This window comes from Rhodococcus cercidiphylli (assembly GCF_033042225.1).
Taxonomy (GTDB): domain Bacteria; phylum Actinomycetota; class Actinomycetes; order Mycobacteriales; family Mycobacteriaceae; genus Rhodococcoides.
Window position 1 is genome coordinate 82,824 of record NZ_JAWLKE010000009.1, and the last position, 17,275, is coordinate 100,098.

Genomic DNA, 17,275 nt, shown 5'->3' on the forward strand with positions numbered 1-17,275 from the left:
GCCTAACATCGCCTAAATTAGGCGGAAGGAGTAGTCAGTCCCGCGTGAACTGATGCATCGCTGCAGGGCGCCCCAACCGATAGCCCTGCAGTAGGTCGGCCCCGATCGACGTGGCGGCCTCGAGATCGTCGTCGGTCTCGATGCCCTCGAACACGCATCGCGCGCCGGTCTTTCGCGCGAATTCCAGGATCAGTTCGGCCACCACCATCTTGATCCGGTTCTCCCTCATGCCGTGCACGACGAACGCGTCGAGCTTGATGACATCGGGTTCGAGCAGCACCAGGTGACGTAGACCCGCGTAGCCCGAACCCACATCGTCGACGGCGATGTCGACGCCGCCGCGTCGGAGTTCGGCCAGCACCGCCAGCACCCCGACCTCGTCGACGATGGTGGCATGCTCGGTGATCTCCACGATCAGGTGCCGCTTTTGCCCGAATTCGACGAGGTGCGCCACCAACGAGAAGTCGGCCAGTAGTGTTGCGGCACAGAGGTTCACAGCAAGGAACGATCCGTGCGGGAGCTGAGCGGACTCCTTCAGGGCATTCATGACGGCAGACGTGTCGAGAGCTGCCCCGAGTCCACAGCACACGGCGTCGGCGAACCACCTCTCGGTGGTGCCGCCGCCTTCCGGAAAACGTGAGAGAGCCTCGTATCCCTCGATCGCGCCGTCGACGGCGCGAACGATCGGCTGAAAGACGATGGTCGGACCACCCGAGTCGATGACAGCCCGGATGCGACGCGATACGTGTCGCCGGTGGGAGGCGTCCCTAGTCGGTAGCACGGGCCCGCAACGGAATGACCGGACAGAGTGTCACCGACACCGCACTCCCTCTGATCGACCTGCTCACCGCCGAGGGATCGGACTCTCCCAAATCGAGAAGGAGTGCGTGCACACGCCTCTCGTTTTGAGGCCAGGTGAGGCCGAAGGCGTCGGCAACGGCGAGATAGTCGTTCACCCGTTGCGCGGCGCTCAGCGCGCCGTCGATACGGTTGCGGCGATAGAACTCTCGCATCTCCCGCCATCGCCAGCGGTCGATGATCAGTCGAAAGTACATGCTGCCAAGGGACGATCGGCGAACCTGTCCATCAAGAACTGGGCAGCTTCTCCACCGTAGCCGTCGATCAGCTGCGGACCGAAGTGGTTCGGCAACACCGCGCCCTGCAGAATCGGCGGCAATGGGTTGCTGTTGAACTGCACGGTCGCACCGCGACCGCACCAGTCGTCCGCCAACTGCCGGGCCTGGCCGTACGGCACTGTGTCGTCGTTGATTCCGCTGGTGATCAACACCGGAGCGTTGGGTGTGCGTCGACCGATGCGTTGCTCGTCGAAGATGTCACCGGCCTGGGGAATGGCGCGAAGGTTCTCGAGCATCGACTTGCCGTCCTTCGTCAACGACTCCGTGCGCAGAAACGGATGCTCGAGAATGGTGTCGCCGATGCATTCGGTCGACAGTTCGTTCAGCACTGCCTTGCCGTGATCGGTGAGCCTGCTGTCCACGAGCGGCTTCAACGTGGGGTCCCGCTCGATGAAACCGTTGAGGGCATAGCCGATCACACCGCCGATCAGGGTGCCGTCGACCGTCCCCAACACATCCAGTAGGTCCGCCGTCGGTGCGCCGGCCCACGTTCCCTTCAGATCGAGTTCCGGTGCGTACTCCGACGCGAGTTCGGCGGCGGCCGCTGCGGCACCACCGCCCTGCGAGTAGCCCCAGATTCCGATGGGCGCGTCCGCATCACCCGCGAGTTCGAGTGCGGCGCGGGCACCGTCGAGAACCGCATGACCTTGCTCCGGCCTGTTCACGTAGGTGTGGATACCGGGCGTTCCCAATCCGATGTAGTCGGTGACGAACACGTTCGCGCCCATCGACCCCCACAGCGCCGAGGACAACAGTTCCTGGTTGAACGAGATCGACAACGGTTGCGTCACAGCGTTGATCGAGGTCGGGAAGGCTCGCGACGGTGCGCACTGGTCTCCCTGACCCATCGTGCCCGGTGCCACGACGATCGTCGGACGCGGGCCCGCACCTCGCCACGGCACCTCGGTGTCGATGAACGTACCCGTCACCCCGACGGGCGCACCGTCCTGCGTGCGGGAGGTGTACATGACGCGCTGCGCCTGCGCCGGATACACCCCGTCCGCACCGGGCAGAGCGGCGAACAACGACATCGGTTGCGTCCGAACGACGGACCCCGGATTGTCTTCGAGTTGCGCAGGTCACACGTAGAAGTCGTCGACGGGATCGGCGTGCGCAGTCGAGGTACCGAGCGCGGTCACCGACGATGCCAGCAGTGCGGTGCCCACGAGAACACGAATCATGGTGCGATACGGGTACATCGGTCTCTTTCTTCCGAGTGTCAGATGACGGTGCCGAGGTCGCGAGCGACGATGTTGTCCAGTGCTCGTTCGGCGAGCGCAGCGATGGTCATGGACGGGTTGCAGGCCGCGGTGTTGCCGGGCATCAGGGCACCGTCGAGCACGTACAGTCCGCGTTGGCCGTGTACGCGGCCGTCGAGGTCGCACACCGGGCCCATGTTGGCCCCGCCCAACGGATGCCAGGTGGATGGAAACAGCGCATTGGTGTCGGTGAGAATGCTGCCGGTACCGGCGATGCGACGAACCGTCGGGTCGATGGATCCGTCCTGAATGACGGAGTCGCCGTTGGCCGGCCAGTACAGCTGGGCCTGGTCTCGCGCCGAGTCGTAGCCGAAGTGGCCGCGCCCGTTGCTGACTCCGTAGCCGACGAGCATGGTGCTGCGGGCGTCGAAGGACAGTGGTGGTATCGATGCCTGGATGACGGTGTGTGCAGTGCGCGGGTCGTCCCAGTTCAAGCTGCCGAACACCACCGGACCACCCTGCGGCGCACCGAATTGCTGCTCGATGCTGGACCACACGTAGATGCGGTCGGCGTTGGTGCCCCATCCCTGCCCGAGCTCGTCCGGCAGATCGGGAATGGCCCCGGTGGCGCTCGAGCGGACGAGCATCTTGGTGGTGTTCAGGCTTCCCGCCGCCATGATCAGTGCACCGGTGGTGAGGATCTTGTTCTCCAACACCGTTCCATCGGAATCGATTCGGTCCACGTGGACGACCCAGCGGCCGTCGGCAGCGCGCTCGACATACGTGACGTTGTGCTGTGTTGCCACGGTTGCCCGACCGGTCGCCTCAGCGGCCGCGATGTAGGTGACGTCGACAGAATGCTTGCCGCCGTTGTTCACTCCGAACGCGCCCGCACCGTTGGTGTACGACGGCGTCATCACCCCGCGCGTCTCGTCGAGCGCGTAGTTCCAGTCGATCGGCATCGGAATCTTCGACACCGGCAGCCCCGCTCGACGCGCACTGTCCGCGAATACCCGCGCCGCTCGATAGTTGGGAGTGTCGATCAACTCGTCCGGGGCCTGCGCGAGCTGCAGCATCCGCGCGACCCGGGGATAGTGGACTGCATTCAACCTCGTCCAGTCGAGCTCGATCGGAAAGTGTGTCTCGAACACGGCCTGCGACGGCTGCAGCGTCATTCCCTGATAGATCAGAGATCCGCCGCCGACACCCGCGGCGCACAGCGCGGTCATGTTGTCGCCGGGGACGGCCTCGAGCAGACCGACGTACGGATCGAACGGAACGGGCCTACCGAACAGATTGGGGCTCGAGCCGTACCACAGCATTCTCTTGTCCGGCGCGGTCGCGTTGGGGAAGGTATTCGCATTCGGCCCTGTGGGCCAACGCCTTCCGCGCTCGAGCACCAGAACGGGTATGCCGGCCTCGGCCAGACGCAACGCCGCGACGCCACCGCCGAATCCCGATCCGATCACGACGACGCGATGGTCCTCACGAGTGAGCGGAACCTGCGTTCTAATGCCGGTGGCTGCGCGGGCCACGCCGGTACCCGCCACTGCAGCCAGGCCGGCCACCGCAGTAGCGCCCAGAAATGACCGACGATTCAGCTTCGACACGTTCCCCCCACAGTCGCGGATGCGCACGCACAGAGACTCGGGTCACACGTACGCGCCGTGCAAAACTAGACAGAAGAGCCCACAGGTGTCAAGTTTTCCGGGCTAACCAAAACGCAGGACGGGAATCAACCAGCGCTCGAGATAGTGACGCAAACCGTCGTCCTCGTGAATGGAGGGGTCGTCGAACAGGATCACCGACAGACCCACCCGCACGATGACCCCGTCGATACCGTCGAACTGCCCGGAGTCGAAACCTGGATTGCGCTCGACGTAGCCGTCGAGGAACTGACGAACCACCGGTAGCGCCCGATCCATCATGTCCGCGTCGAACAGCGGGTTGGCGTTGCCCGAGCGCAACAACGAATTGAGCACCGGTTCGCGCCGAATGAGATTGCGCGCGGCGACGATCGTCTCGACGATGAACTCCGTCGGAGTCTCGGCCTGATCGGCCTTTTCCCTGATGCCACCCAGGACCTCGACGATGAGCCCCACCATCGCCTCGGAAATGACGTCCTCGCGGGTGGTGAAGATCGAATACACCGTCTGACGCGTGACACCAGCAGCACGAGCCACGGCCGCGATCGTGACGCCCTCGAAGCCGGACTCGGCGATCAAGCCGAGTGTGGCGTCGAGAATCTTCTGCTTGGACCGCATGGTCCGATTATGACGCCACGGGCGGACGATATGCTCACGCTGTTCGACACAGGGGGGTTCTGGACTTGAACGACGAGACAACGGCCGGATCGACGCGGCGAACGATCACGGGCACCACCAGCGGAGATCTCGAGACAGTCGAATTCGACGGGCTGATCCACGCACGGGGAATCCCCTACGCCACCGCCACACGCTTTCGGCGGCCGGAACCGGTCGACACCCCGGGTACGACGCGCGACGCCACCCGCCGCGGTCCGGCCTGCGTTCAATTGCCCTCCCGGCTCGACAATGTCACCGGTCCGATGATCGACCGGCTCGAACAGAGCGAGGACTGTCTCGTACTGTCGGTGACCGCTCCCGCTGCGGCCGAGGGACTTCCGGTCATGGTCTGGTTGCACGGCGGCGGCTACGTCTCCGGCGGCGGCGAGGCCGAGAAGTACGACGCGGACCAGCTCGTTCGGGAGGGCGTCGTGGTCGTCAGCGTCACCTTCAGGCTCGGCGGCTTCGGTTACCTGACCCCGAAAGAGTCGGGAGACAGCAACATCGGTGTTCAGGATCAGATCGCGGCACTGCGCTGGGTGTCGACCAACATCGCTCGATTCGGCGGCGACCCGACCACTGTGACCCTGTTCGGTCAGTCCGCGGGCGGCGATGCCATCCTCTCGCTGATGGCCTGCGAGGCGGCCGCAGGGTTGTTCTCGCGAGCAATCGTGCAGAGCGCACCGCTCGGCTTGCGCTCGGGCCGTTCGGCGCTGTACGACACGGCACGAAAGGCTTTCGCGAGTCGGTTCTCCACGGACCCGGCCACCGCACCTGCGTCGGAGGTGCTCGATGCAGAGCGAGCCGTGACTCAGGCCGTGCGCAGGTTCGGCGCCGCGGGCGGAATGCCGTTCGGGCCGGTTGCTCACCTAGAGCCACTGTCCGGTGACCCCGACGCCGCCCTACGCAAGACAGCCACTCGCGTCGAACTGCTGATCGGTCACACCAGGGACGATGCTGCGCCGTTCGTCGACATCGTGTCGAACATGCTGTGGCTGAACAGGTTCGGTGTTGTCAGTTCGGTGCTCACCGCTCCGGTCGTCCGTCTCGTCACCAACATGCTGTTCGGTGTGGATTCGATGGTGAAGATGTGGCACCGCGCCGGTGGACGGGTCGCTTCGTACCGAGTCGACTGGGCACCGAAAGGTGCACCGTTGGGGGCATGTCACTGTATCGAATTGCCGTTGCTGTTCGGTGACGCGTGGTCGGACGCGCCCATGCTGGCCGGCCACACACCGCCGACGGCGTTGGCCGCCAGGGTACGTCGGACATGGGCAGCATTCGCCAGAGAAGGAGTGGCCGGGCTGCCTGCGCGCTCGCTGGTGTTCTGACCGGCCCACTCCCTTCTTGCTACGTCAGAGCTGTATATCGGCAAGCACACCGGCAACAACGAAACCTCCGGCGATGGCGCAGCCTGCCACGCGCGTGCGCTGCGGCAGATACGCGGTCAGAGCGAAGGCACCGGTATCCCAGACATCGACTGCCACCCCGGCGCGCAGCAAGGGGCGCACCAACTTCGGTGCATACCTGGTGGCCGCATAGAGCCCGCCGCCGATGTAGATCTCGCGGATTCCGAAGGTGCGGGCGGCAGCACGCGTGGTTGCCACAGCGGCGTCGGGTCCGGCCAGGAGTTCGTTGGCGCGAGTGGGCGCGATCATATGGGCGATTCCGATTGCCGCACGGCCCAACCCGACGATTTCGGGAAGGCGTCGTACAAGTGTGGTGCCGATAGCCATGATTACATTCCTCAGGTAGTGGAGACAGTGTTCTCGCGAGCCAACCGCCGGAGCAGACCGACGGGCTTCTTGATGCCGAATGCGACGATGGTGGTGCGGCCGTCCTCGTGGGTCCACTGCAGCAGAGCAGACCCGTCGTCCACGGATCCTTCCAGAACCGTCGGATCTCCCTGCAGGGGAAGAGGACCGACGACTTTGATGGACAACCCCAGGATCTCGGTCCAGAAATAGTCGTCGGTGGGTGCGCAGGTCGGTTCGACGCCGAGAGCGGAGGCCGCAGCAACTTTGCCCTGCGCGACGGCATTCGACCAGAACGGTGCTCGACGCGACGCCGTGCGCGAGTATGCGACATCCCCGGCAGCGAAGACACCGGGAACCGCTGTAGCGCAGCGGTAGTCGATACCGACCCCGATCCGGTCCGCGATACCGGTGTTGTCCAGCCAACTCGTCTGCGGCTCATCACCGGCGCAGGTGACAACGAGGTCGGCAGTCAGCGTTCGATCTGCGAACTCGATACCCGAGACGGGATCACCGACCAACGTGACGGGGGCGTCCGCCCGAACGAACTCGACCGACGCAGCCTCGGCTCGCGCGACTATCGCGTCGGACAGGAAGGAACCCAGGAGCCGCTGCAACGGTGGATCCACATCGACGACGGTCACCGCGATTCCTCGTGCAGCGCAGGCACTGGCGAACTCCATGCCGAGGAACCCTGCACCCACCACGACTGCGGTCGAGGCCTCGTCCAGTGTCGAACGCAGGGCGCGGACGTCCGCGAAGGTCCGCAGCACGATCTCGCCCGCCTGATCAGGACCGGCGATGCGCCGGGCGGACGCTCCGGTGGCCACGATCAGAGCGTCGTAGGGAACGTCGATTCCGGCAGTCGTGGTGACCACTCGTCGCGTCGTATCCATCGACACCGCGGGATCGACGATCGCCGTGATACCGAGATCCGACAGGTCCCACGTTTCTGCCTCGGCTGCTTCACCTTTGAGCACATGCTTCGACAGCGGCGGTCTTGCATAGCAGCCGTCCTCGTCGGCACCGATCATGACGATCGAACCCTGGTGCCCACGGGCGCGGAGCTCGCGGACGGCGGTGCACCCGGCGATGGAGTCTCCGACGACGACGATGCGACGGTCGGCGGCGCTCACTTGCTCTCTCGGAGAGCCGCTACCGGACACGCGCCGATTGCCGAACGTGCCGCGGAGGCAAGGTCGTCGGGTATGTCGCCACCATCGAAGGCGTAGTGCAGCTCGCCCTCGTCGTCCAGGCTGAAGACCTTGGGCGCTTGATCGGCGCAGATTCCATGTCCTTCGCACCGATCCCAGTCGACGGCGATTCTCATTGCGGTGTCCCTTCTGCAGCCACCAATTTCAGTGGCAGGCGTTCGTATCGGTGAATGACGTTGTTGACGGCCCTTTTCGGTGTTCCCGAGGGCACGAATCGTTCGACCCGACGTGCCAGCACACGAAGCATGGTCTGCGCTTCGAGACGCGCCAGTCCTTGACCGGCGCAGCCGTGCGTACCCGAACCGAAGCCGAGTTGGCGAGCCGCATCGCGGGTGATGTCGAACGCGTCGGGGTTGTCCCATTCCCGTTCGTCGCGGTTCGCCGACGCGTAGATCACCAGCACGCGGGCCCCTGCGGGAATCCTCGATCCGCCGACATCGGCGTCGCGCACTGCCCGTCGGGAAAATGCTCGGATGGGTGACTCGTACCGGACGACCTCGTTGACGGCGTTGGGAATCAGGTCGGGGTTCTGCCGTATCGCCTGCCATTGCTCGGGGTGCCGAGCGAACAGGTCCAGTGCGCCGGAGATCGCTCCGATGGTGGTGTCGAGTGATGGGCCGAGGTAGTCGATCATCAGTGCCGGGCACGCCGACTTCTCGAGTCGATTCTCGTCGGCGGCGATCAGCACGTCCTCGCCCATACTTCCGGGCAGGACCGACCGCTCGCGCACCACCCGCTTGGAGAAGCTCAGCATCTCGGTGGCAGCCTTCACCGCGGTCGCCGAATGTCGATTGACCGGGCCGAGGGAGTCGAACGTTGCGCCGGCCCAACGGAGGAGGTCTTCGCGGCCGTCTTCGGGCCAGCCGACGAGGTCGGGAACGATCGACATGGGCAGTGCCGTTGCGAGGTCGTCGACGCCGTCGACGAACTGCTTGCTCAACGCGGCGTCGACGATGCCTTCTGCCTTCTCCGAGATCGCCGTGGTCATCTTCCGAACAGCCTTCGGAGTCAGTCGGTGCGCCAGAACTGCACGCTTCGATGCGTGCTCGTCGCCATCGCTGTTGAGGGTCGTACCCCGGCCGAGCCGGTTGGCAATGGGATTGAGCGCGACGCCGTCCCCGGAGACGAAGGTCTCGTCGTCGAGCAACACCGCCTTGCACTCGGCGTACCGCGTGATCGCGAACACCTGCTGACCTGGGAGCCACACCACCGGGCCCAGTTCCCGCAACCTCGCGTAGTGCGGGTACGGATCGAGAATGGCGTCGGTGGAGTAGATGTTCGTTCGGTACTGGGGAATCGAAACAGCGTGAGTCATGTGCAAGTCCTCGATGCAGGTCAGTTAATGACGATATCGTCACCCATGAGAGCGTCGCCAGTCAAGGTTTTTGACGAAATCGTCATATTTGACAGGCGATAGGCTGGCCTCACAACTTGTCGAGTAGGAGCAGCCCGTGGTCGAAGGCAACCGTGTCGCGCGCCGAAAGGCTCGCACCAGAGCCGCTCTCGTTCGGGCCGCGCAAGGATTCCTGGCGAGCGGCAACACCAATGCACCCGTCCTGGAAATAACCCAAGCCGCCGACGTCAGCAATGGATCGTTCTACAACTACTTCGAGACCAAAGAAGAGCTGTGGCAGGCGGCCATCGACGCGGCCCTCGAATCCGCAGGCGACTACCTCGACTCACTCACCGTGGGCCTGGACGACCCGGTCGAGAAGTTCACCCAATCCTTCAGGTTGTCCGGACGACTCTTCCGCCTCGAGCCGCAACTGAGTCTCGTGCTGCTCAATTCCGAGGCTGCGGCATTCGCCGCAGCCGGCGGCCTGGCACCGCGTTCACGCCGCGATATCGAATCAGCCGTCGCTCAAGGACGATTCGATGTGGACGATGCAGATGTCGCACTCGCGATCGTGGCCGGTTCTCTGCTGTCCATCGGGCGATTGCTGCTCGCCCAACCCGAGCGCGACGAAGCGGCAACCGTGGACGGCACGACACAGCGGGTCCTGCGGGCACTGGGAATCTCCGCCGAGGAGGCCGAAACACTGTGCAGCCGGGAACTTCCGACGTCGTACAGCGGCGGAGTGCACGCGGCCATCGACCCCACGTCCGACGCCCGCGATCAGAGTCGCTGATTCGGCTCAGCCGATCACCGGCATGCGGTCCTTCGTCAGTTCGTCGAGTTCTGCCTGCATCACCGAGTGAACGCGATGCGCGAAGTCCTCTGCGGACTCGTCGGGCTCGGGACGCATCGGCGCGAGAACCGACGTCTGGAGCTTCGTCGGTAGTGGGAGATACGGAAGCAACCCGACCACCCCGACATTGACGCCCCACGGAATGGATATCGACAGCGGCACCGTCTTGACCCGGAGTGACGACTTGTGCAGCCGAAGCGCTTTGGCGATGCGCTTTCCGCTACTGAGGACCAGGAGAGACTCACCCGCTCCCGCAGTCACCACCGGACCGATCGGCACCCCGGCCTCCATTGCCAGACGGGCGTAGCCGCTGCGTCCGGCGAAGACGATCTCGTTGCGTTGCCGCCACGACTTGAGTGCATCGAGGTCGCCGCCGGGGAAGACCAGAACATTGTGTCCATCTTCGAACGCATCGAGAGCGTTCTGTCGAGCAGCCGGCCGAGCGCCGAACGGCTCGAGCAACTTCCCTGCACGCAGCGTCCACGCGATCTGGTGCGTCAACGCGATGACTTCCCTGGACAGGTCCAGATCGTCGTACGCCGCAGCGAATGCGAAGACGTTCAGATCGATCACTCCGCCGAACCCGTGATTGCACACGAACAACACGGGCTCGTCGGGAACCGGTTGCGCGACCGTGACTTCGAGGCGGTTGTACAGACGAACCGCATTGATTCCCATGGCCCTAATCGCGCGAGGTACTTTGTGCATGCGCGCACTCTAGCCGGGCGCACTCGCATCCATACGAGGTTCGCTTTCGGTCTAGGAAACGGCAGCGAAGTAGGGGGCCCAGTTCGTGTTCAGAAAGCTACTGAGCGACGCACCGGCATCGGATGCCGAACCTGCGGTACGCCACGCAACATGTCCGTCGGGGCGCACGAGTACGGCCCCGACCTCGCCCACCTCGTACAGGTCGATCAGGTGCCTGCGCTCGGTTCCGGTCGGCGCATCGGCCGAAACCGTGACCACCCCGGGCCCGCCTGCTGCGAGCGTCGAGACCACCGGAGCCCACTCGTCACCGGCAAACGTCAACAGCGTCAGCCTGTTCGGATCCAGAGCGTCGTGCGCGTCCACGAGCGTGCCGTCCACCGACAGCACCGCATGCGGAAGGCGGGCACCGGGATAGGTGGTGGGCACGTAATCGACCACGTCCTCGGCCGGCGTGTTCGACGCGTCCTGCGCGATCAGCGAACTGGCGTAGAGGTAGCCGAACTGCAGGCCGGTCGAGACGAAGTGCTCCACCTGAAGCGGAATGGCATCGGCGATCTGCTGCCGCAACCCGGCCGATCCGGCGACCTGTGGGTTCAACCTGCGGGAGCGACTCATCTGCTTCCGCGTTGCCATGGCGGCGAGCGGGGCGATGAATCGACCGGGGATCTTGTTCAGCGGAGCCCGGCCCATCGCAGTGGTGGCCTTGGCCAGCATGACATTGGTGATGCCTACCTTCTTGCCGATGGCATCCATCCGAAAGTGGTTGTCCACGCTCTGTTTCGCGAACTTCTCCACCACCGGTCGACGTTCGGTGTCGTAGGTATCCAGCAACGAGTCAGACGCGGCTCCCGACAGGACTGCGTCGAGCTTCCAGGCAATGTTGTGGGCGTCCTGAACTCCCGAGTTGAGTCCGAAGCCGCCGGTATGCGGAAACCGATGCGCAGCGTCGCCGAGCAGCAGAAGTCGACCCCGCCGAAAGCTGTCGGCGGTCTGCGACGTCATCACCCACGTGCCCGTCGACTCCAACTCGAAGTCGTGGCCGTTCAACACCTTCGGCAGCGTCTGCGCCCAGAACTGCCTACCGTTGCGGGCAATCTCCTGGTCCGGATGGAGATACGCCGTCATCAGAATGTATCGATGCTCGGCGTGGGCGATGAGCACTCCACACAGCTCGGGCGTGTAGATCCAACTCAGCAGCGGCCGTGCGTCGTCGGGGAAGAGAGTCGTGGAGGTGAAGAAGGCGCTACCCATGTTCGCCAGAACCGGCCCGGACAGGGAGATCCCGGCCGCATCACGAGTCGGGCTGTTCGCGCCGTCGCACGCGAGCACGTACTGGGCCTGTATCTCGGAGGAATCCCCACCCACCGTGACGCGGACACCGTCCGCGGCTGGGTCGACCGACCGCACGTTGACGCCGCGACGAAAATCGACCAACGGCTCGGCCTCGATCGCGTCCCACAGCACCGGCATCAGGATGTGCTGGCCGATGTGCGAGACCATGAACGGGCTCTGGCTCTCGACGATGGCCTTGCGTTCGGGATCCGAGAGCAGGTCGATCGACCCGATCGCGCCATCGGCCAGACCGCCGAACCAGCTGATCAGGTTGACGGTCTCGTGCGGCGGCGACATCGCAGCGATCGACTTCGCCAGCTCCGGGCTGTACTCGCTCCAAATCTCCAACGTGCGGGCATTGATCACATGCGCGGCCGGATGGAACAGTGGTTTGTCCCGACGCTCGAGGACGATGCTCCGAATCCCTCTGCGAGCCAACAGAAGTGCAGCAGTTGTTCCCGCCGGCCCCGCCCCGATGATGACGACGGGTGCGGTCATCGGACCACGGTCCTCTGCATGCCCAGATCGATGGCACCGTCGGCGGTACGGATACTCGCCGTGATGACGTCGTCCACCGACAGATACTTCGGGTTCTTCGCCTGGCGCGCGAAGAAGAACTTCCACTTGAGGGCAGGCGGAATCAACTCGCCGACCTTCTGCACGAACTTGGGCGGAGCAGAAATGGCGGTCCCGATCGGCGTGCCGGTCAGCAGCACATCACCGGCCGTCATGTTCTGAAACCTGGCCAACCTGGTCAGCGCCTCGGCGGGCGGGGTGATCAGGTCGTTGCCGATCGTCTGATCCTGACGCGATTCTCCGTTGACGGCCAGGCTCATGTGCAACTCGGGGATGCGACGCAGTTCGTCGTTGTCGAGAAGCACCAACCGCGGCCCGAGTGGAGTGAACGTGGGATACGACTTGCTCTCGTACACCTGCACTTTGGTCAGCTGGATCTCACGCGCAGAGACGTCGTTGGCCACCACCAACCCGGCGACGTACTTCGAGAGCGTGTCGTCGGTGACCGTGGTTCCGATCGGAATCTCAGCTCCGACCACGACACCCAACTCGATCTCGTAATCGAGCAGTGCGACCTCGGGTGGCTGCCTGATGGGATCGAACGGCCCGCTGATCGACGCCGAGGACTTGCGGAAGAACGTGGGCTGCAGAGTCTTCGGGTCCGACCCGGCGTCGATGGCGTGCGAGCGATAGTTGAGCAGCTGCGCCACCACCCGACACGGGGCGGTGACGGGAGAGACGAGCTCGAGTTCGGCGACGCTCGTGCCGGGTCCCGACGCGGCGGTGATCGCATCGCGGTCGCCGAGCAGCTGCCCGGTGGTCTCGGCCGTCGTGTCGATCTCGATCGCGCGGTCGCCATCGAGACGCCACCAGGCATCGGCGGTACGGATTACGTTGACAGGCATAGCTTTGAAGTCCCCCTACAGAGTTTTCGGCGTGATGGTCTTCTTGTTGGCGATCACCGGGTGCCCGGGCCGAGTTCCGGCTTCACGCCGACGAAGTTCCTCGTGCGGCACGCCGTTGCGTAGCTGGCTGAGCAGGTAATCGGGGTCGATGTTGACGCCGATCGGGTTCTTCGCGAACTCCTCGGTGAAGAAGAACGCAGCGGTGTTGTCGGGGTCGAAGTTCTCGACCTGGAACTCGAGGCGAATCCCGTCGGGATCCTCGTAGTAGAGCGAGATCGTGGGCCCGTGGTTGATGGACCACACCGGGAGAATGCCCAGACGCTTGAGCCGGACGTAGTTCTCGAGGAGCCGTTCGAGCGAGACGAAGGTCAACGCGATGTGGTCGATTCCGTAGGCCTTGCGCCGAAGCTTGGCCAGCGGGAGGAGGAACCGCACCGGCTTGGGCACCGCGACGATCGCCAGGCGGTGCGACTCGTCGTCCCAGGTCAAGAACGTGATCTGCTCGTCCTGGTACGCAATTTCGGCACCGAACACCGTGCCGTACCACCGCACCATCTCCTCGGTACGAGCGGACTTCACCACCCAGTGGGCGATGTAGTCGGGCCCCACCCGCGACGGCGCTCGGCCCTGTTCTTCCTGCGTCGAACTCATCGAACTCGCCTCTCCTCGGCAACGCTGATGTGACCTACGCTACGACGGGTTTGACTAGCAGTCAATATATTGAGCATCGGTCAAACCAGCAGGCCGTTCGTGCACTAATGTCGGATCGGTGTCGACCAACGCGTCCCCCGGTGCCGAGCGGTCCCGCCGAGCCCGTCCCCGGATGGACCGTCGACAGGCCCTGATCGACGCCGCCATCGAGCTACTGGCCGAGGGCAACAGTGCCGACATCAGCGCAGCAGCGATATCGCGTCGCGCAGGGGTGGCGCACGGGCTGCTGTTCTACTACTTCACCGACAAACAGGGCCTCGTTGCGGCAGCGTTGGCCGACGTCCTGGCGAAGCTGGCCGAATTCCAGGAACCCGAGGCCGATGAGCAATCGGTGCGGGCTCGCGTGGAAGGTTTCGTCCGACGCCACATCGAGTTCCTCGAACGTCACCGCGCCCTCTACGTCCGGGTGATTCGCGAAGGAGAACTGGGCGATTCCGTCGTCGAAGACGCCGTCAAAGAAGCCCGCACGGAGGGCGCTCGACAGGTGGCAGCCCTCGCCGGACTTTCGGAACCCCTGTCTCCGTTGCAGAGTGCCGCCATCTCCGGGTGGACCGGCTTTCTCGACCGGACCGCCGATGCGTACTTCGACACCCCCGATCTCGGACTCGACGCGGTGGTCGAATTGGTCGTCGACACCTTCGAGGCGGTCGTGGCAGCAACGCACCCTCGTCCCGAGAAAGTCGATTGAGGTCAATACGACCAAGTTCGGTAGCAGCAGGCACCCCTGAACTGTGCAATCTGCACTATTTCTGCGGCATCACTTGCGCAACAAGGGAAGCGACTGGTCCACTGTCCCCCATCGCAGCTCAGTGGCACCCATCCGGCGATTCGCAACCCGAACGCCCGCCCGGACCACAGGACCACACTCGGTCCCGCGTCGTCCGCTCTTCTCGCGTGCCCTTCGGCCTCGGCCGGCATCAGGACGTTCTTCATCGTCGATTCAGGAGCCATCTGCCATGACCAGCATCAGCCCCGCCGACCGCCGATCGCCGGTCGGTGACGGCAAAGACCTGCACGACATCGCCGAGCGTGTGCTGTGGCTGTCGACTTCGATGATCCACCACGCCAACCGGATTCGGCCGAACCCCACCGGACTGAAGGTCGGCGGGCACCAGGCATCCTGCGCGTCGATGGTGTCGATCATGACGTCGCTGTGGTTCGAGCAACTGCAATCGGGAGACCGCGTGTCGGTCAAACCCCACGCCTCCCCGGTGCTGCACGCGATCAACTATCTCCTCGGCGAACTGGACGAGAAGTATCTGACGACGCTCCGTGCCTACGGCGGTCTGCAGTCCTACCCGTCGCGCTCGAAAGACCCCGACACCGTCGATTATTCGACCGGCTCGGTGGGAATCGGTGCCACCGCACCGATCTGGGGTGCGATGTCGCGACGCTTCGTCGAGGACCGCTTCGGCCCGGACGACTCCGCCCGAACCGGCTTCAGCGGACGCCAGTACTCACTGGTCGGTGACGCCGAGCTCGACGAAGGTGCCGTGTGGGAAGCGATCATCGACCCGGGTATCGCAGAACTGGGCGAGATCGTCTGGATCGTCGACCTCAACCGCCAGTCCCTCGATCGCGTCGTGCCGAACATCGCCGCCCGCCGTCTCGAGAAGATGTTCGACGCCGCCGGGTGGCAGGTCATCACCGTCAAATTCGGTCGACTGCTCGAAGACCTGTTCGCTCGACCCGGTGGCGATGCTCTCCGCACCCGAATCCTGGACATGCCGAACCCCGAGTACCAACGTCTGCTGCGCTGCACGGCCGAAGAAGTGCGCACCCGACTGCCCGGATCGGGACCGGATGCGAGGACGATTGCAGACCTCATCGCCGACCTCGACGACACCGTGTTGACCGAGTCCATTCGAAACCTGGGCGGACACGACCTGGATGCGTTGCGCGAGGCCTACTCTCGCATCGACGACACCCGACCCACCGTGATCGTCGCGTACACGGTCAAGGGTTTCGGGCTGCCCACTCAGGGACATCCGCAGAATCACTCCTCGCTGCTCACCGTCGACGAGTACGCAGAGCTCGCACGCAGCCTCGACCTGGATCCCGCTGCGCCCTGGGGTCGCTTCGAAAACGACAGCGCACCGGGACGACTGTGCGCCGCCACCGCGGAACGGCTACGCCGCGAACCGGTTCCGGCGTCGACTCCTCCCGCCGTTCCCACCGACATCGGCCGAACCCCCAAGGGCACCGCCACCACTCAGGCCGCACTGGGCCGCACGCTGATAGACCTCACCCGCGAGGCCCCGGAAGCAGCGAAAAGGGTTGTCACAGTGAGCCCCGACGTCAGCTCCACCACCAACCTCGGCGGCTGGGTCAACAAGGTCGGCGTGTGGTCATCATCCGATCGGCACGACTGGTTCGGTGACGACGCCGAAACGATCATGCACTGGCGCGAGGGACCGAGCGGTCAGCACATGGAACTCGGCATCGCCGAGACCAACCTCGTGGGGCTGATGGGCGAACTCGGTGCCACGTGGAGCCGGTGGGGACAGCCGTTGTTCCCGATCGGCGTCATGTACGACCCGTTCGTCGAACGCGCTCTCGAGCCGTGGTCGTACGGCATCTACGCCGGCGGCCAATCGATCCTCGTCGGCACGCCGTCCGGCGTCACGCTGGCCGCGGAAGGCGGTGCGCACCAATCGATCAAGACGCCGTCGATCGGTCTGGAGCAGCCCGGCTGCGTCAGCTACGAACCCGCATTCGCCATCGACGTCGAATGGACCCTGCTCGCCAGCATCGCGCGCCTCGGCCGACCCGACGGAACCTCGGCATACCTACGATTGTCGACGCGACCCGTCGACCAGTCGAAGGCCGACGTCCCCACCGACCCGGCGGCCAGGGAACGCAGGCGTCGCCAGGTGGTCGCCGGCGGTTATCCACTGGTGCGTCGGGACGGTGCGACGGTGACCATCGCGGCCATGGGAGCCGTGATCACCGAAGCACTCGAGGCTGCCGAGCGATTGAGCAAGGTCGGCGTGATCGCAGACGTTCTGTGCATCACCAGCCCGGGCGAGCTCTACCGAGCCCTGCAAGCGAGGCAGGGACGCGGAGTCGGAGAGTCGTGGATTCTCGATCAGCTGCTCCCCGCCGATCGGGCGACGCCGATGGTGACCGTGCTCGACGGCCACCCGCACACTCTGGCCTTCCTCGCGACCGTCAACCGGGTGGCCTCGACGTCGTTGGGAGTGAGCAACTTCGGGCAGGTCGGATCACTCGACGAGGTGTACAAGCACCACAAGATCGACACCGACTCCATCGTCGGTGCCGCGCTCGATGTCACCGATCACTGACGT

General features: G+C 64.6%; 16 protein-coding genes and 1 pseudogene. 4 read left to right on the plus strand and 13 right to left on the minus strand.

Going from position 1 to position 17,275, the window contains the following annotated elements:
- Positions 1-34: 34 nt before the first annotated feature.
- From R3P95_RS21875 to R3P95_RS21895, 5 genes and pseudogenes are all read right to left on the minus strand, one after another.
- Positions 35-781 carry an EAL domain-containing protein gene (locus R3P95_RS21875; protein WP_317549513.1) on the minus strand — a complete coding sequence of 249 codons (747 nt, stop codon included), beginning with the start codon at positions 779-781 and terminating at the stop codon, positions 35-37.
- Positions 768-1,055, minus strand: coding sequence for a hypothetical protein (locus tag R3P95_RS21880; protein WP_121871204.1), 288 nt, complete (start codon positions 1,053-1,055; stop codon positions 768-770). Before R3P95_RS21880 ends, R3P95_RS21875 begins: the two co-directional genes overlap by 14 nt.
- A pseudogene (locus R3P95_RS21885) lies at positions 1,040-2,335 on the minus strand (lipase family protein). The gene R3P95_RS21880 and the pseudogene R3P95_RS21885 overlap by 16 nt, the downstream one beginning before the upstream one ends.
- A gap of 20 nt (positions 2,336-2,355) precedes the next feature.
- Positions 2,356-3,945: a GMC oxidoreductase gene (locus R3P95_RS21890; RefSeq protein WP_317549515.1), complete on the minus strand. Its 1,590-nt coding sequence runs from the start codon at positions 3,943-3,945 to the stop codon at positions 2,356-2,358.
- 102 nt (positions 3,946-4,047) lie between these two features.
- Positions 4,048-4,599 (minus strand): TetR/AcrR family transcriptional regulator, encoded by a 552-nt coding sequence (locus tag R3P95_RS21895; RefSeq protein ID WP_121871206.1) that lies wholly within the window; start codon positions 4,597-4,599, stop codon positions 4,048-4,050.
- Between the two features lie 65 nt (positions 4,600-4,664).
- Between R3P95_RS21895 and R3P95_RS21900 the strand changes: the two genes are divergently transcribed.
- Positions 4,665-5,969 carry a carboxylesterase family protein gene (locus tag R3P95_RS21900; protein ID WP_259468055.1) on the plus strand — a complete coding sequence of 435 codons (1,305 nt, stop codon included), beginning with the start codon at positions 4,665-4,667 and terminating at the stop codon, positions 5,967-5,969.
- A 24-nt stretch (positions 5,970-5,993) separates the two neighbouring features.
- Here R3P95_RS21900 and R3P95_RS21905 read toward each other — a convergent pair whose 3' ends face one another.
- The 4 genes from R3P95_RS21905 to R3P95_RS21920 are packed head-to-tail and all read right to left on the minus strand — an operon-like array spanning position 5,994 to position 8,921.
- On the minus strand, positions 5,994-6,374 hold the full coding sequence (locus tag R3P95_RS21905; RefSeq protein ID WP_121871209.1) for a hypothetical protein: 381 nt from the start codon (positions 6,372-6,374) through the stop codon (positions 5,994-5,996).
- Between the two features lie 11 nt (positions 6,375-6,385).
- Positions 6,386-7,528 carry an NAD(P)/FAD-dependent oxidoreductase gene (locus R3P95_RS21910; RefSeq protein WP_317549516.1) on the minus strand — a complete coding sequence of 381 codons (1,143 nt, stop codon included), beginning with the start codon at positions 7,526-7,528 and terminating at the stop codon, positions 6,386-6,388.
- Positions 7,525-7,722: a ferredoxin gene (locus tag R3P95_RS21915; RefSeq protein ID WP_121871211.1), complete on the minus strand. Its 198-nt coding sequence runs from the start codon at positions 7,720-7,722 to the stop codon at positions 7,525-7,527. Before R3P95_RS21915 ends, R3P95_RS21910 begins: the two co-directional genes overlap by 4 nt.
- Complete coding sequence (locus R3P95_RS21920) at positions 7,719-8,921, minus strand: cytochrome P450 (RefSeq protein ID WP_317549517.1); 1,203 nt, start codon at positions 8,919-8,921, stop codon at positions 7,719-7,721. Before R3P95_RS21920 ends, R3P95_RS21915 begins: the two co-directional genes overlap by 4 nt.
- A 136-nt stretch (positions 8,922-9,057) precedes the next feature.
- On the opposite strand from R3P95_RS21920, the gene R3P95_RS21925 reads away from it, so the two are divergent.
- The gene (locus R3P95_RS21925) at positions 9,058-9,735 is read left to right on the plus strand and encodes a TetR/AcrR family transcriptional regulator (protein WP_317549518.1); all 678 of its coding nucleotides are present in this window, start codon (positions 9,058-9,060) and stop codon (positions 9,733-9,735) included.
- Positions 9,736-9,741: 6 nt separating this feature from the next.
- Here R3P95_RS21925 and R3P95_RS21930 read toward each other — a convergent pair whose 3' ends face one another.
- Genes R3P95_RS21930 through R3P95_RS21945 form a run of 4 tightly spaced genes read right to left on the minus strand, consistent with a single transcriptional unit; the run spans position 9,742 to position 13,907 of the window.
- Positions 9,742-10,503 (minus strand): 1-acyl-sn-glycerol-3-phosphate acyltransferase, encoded by a 762-nt coding sequence (locus tag R3P95_RS21930; protein WP_317549519.1) that lies wholly within the window; start codon positions 10,501-10,503, stop codon positions 9,742-9,744.
- A 51-nt stretch (positions 10,504-10,554) separates the two neighbouring features.
- A complete protein-coding gene (locus R3P95_RS21935) occupies positions 10,555-12,333 on the minus strand; it encodes an FAD-dependent monooxygenase (protein WP_317549520.1) in 1,779 nt (592 codons plus the stop codon).
- A complete protein-coding gene (locus R3P95_RS21940; protein WP_317549521.1) occupies positions 12,330-13,256 on the minus strand; it encodes a fumarylacetoacetate hydrolase family protein in 927 nt (308 codons plus the stop codon). Before R3P95_RS21940 ends, R3P95_RS21935 begins: the two co-directional genes overlap by 4 nt.
- A 15-nt stretch (positions 13,257-13,271) precedes the next feature.
- A complete protein-coding gene (locus R3P95_RS21945) occupies positions 13,272-13,907 on the minus strand; it encodes a VOC family protein (RefSeq protein ID WP_317549522.1) in 636 nt (211 codons plus the stop codon).
- A gap of 118 nt (positions 13,908-14,025) precedes the next feature.
- On the opposite strand from R3P95_RS21945, the gene R3P95_RS21950 reads away from it, so the two are divergent.
- Positions 14,026-14,655, plus strand: a complete 630-nt coding sequence (locus tag R3P95_RS21950; protein WP_147458331.1) for a TetR/AcrR family transcriptional regulator — start codon at positions 14,026-14,028, stop codon at positions 14,653-14,655.
- Positions 14,656-14,923: 268 nt separating this feature from the next.
- Positions 14,924-17,272, plus strand: a complete 2,349-nt coding sequence (locus R3P95_RS21955; RefSeq protein ID WP_317549523.1) for a transketolase-like TK C-terminal-containing protein — start codon at positions 14,924-14,926, stop codon at positions 17,270-17,272.
- The last annotated feature ends 3 nt before the right edge of the window (positions 17,273-17,275 follow it).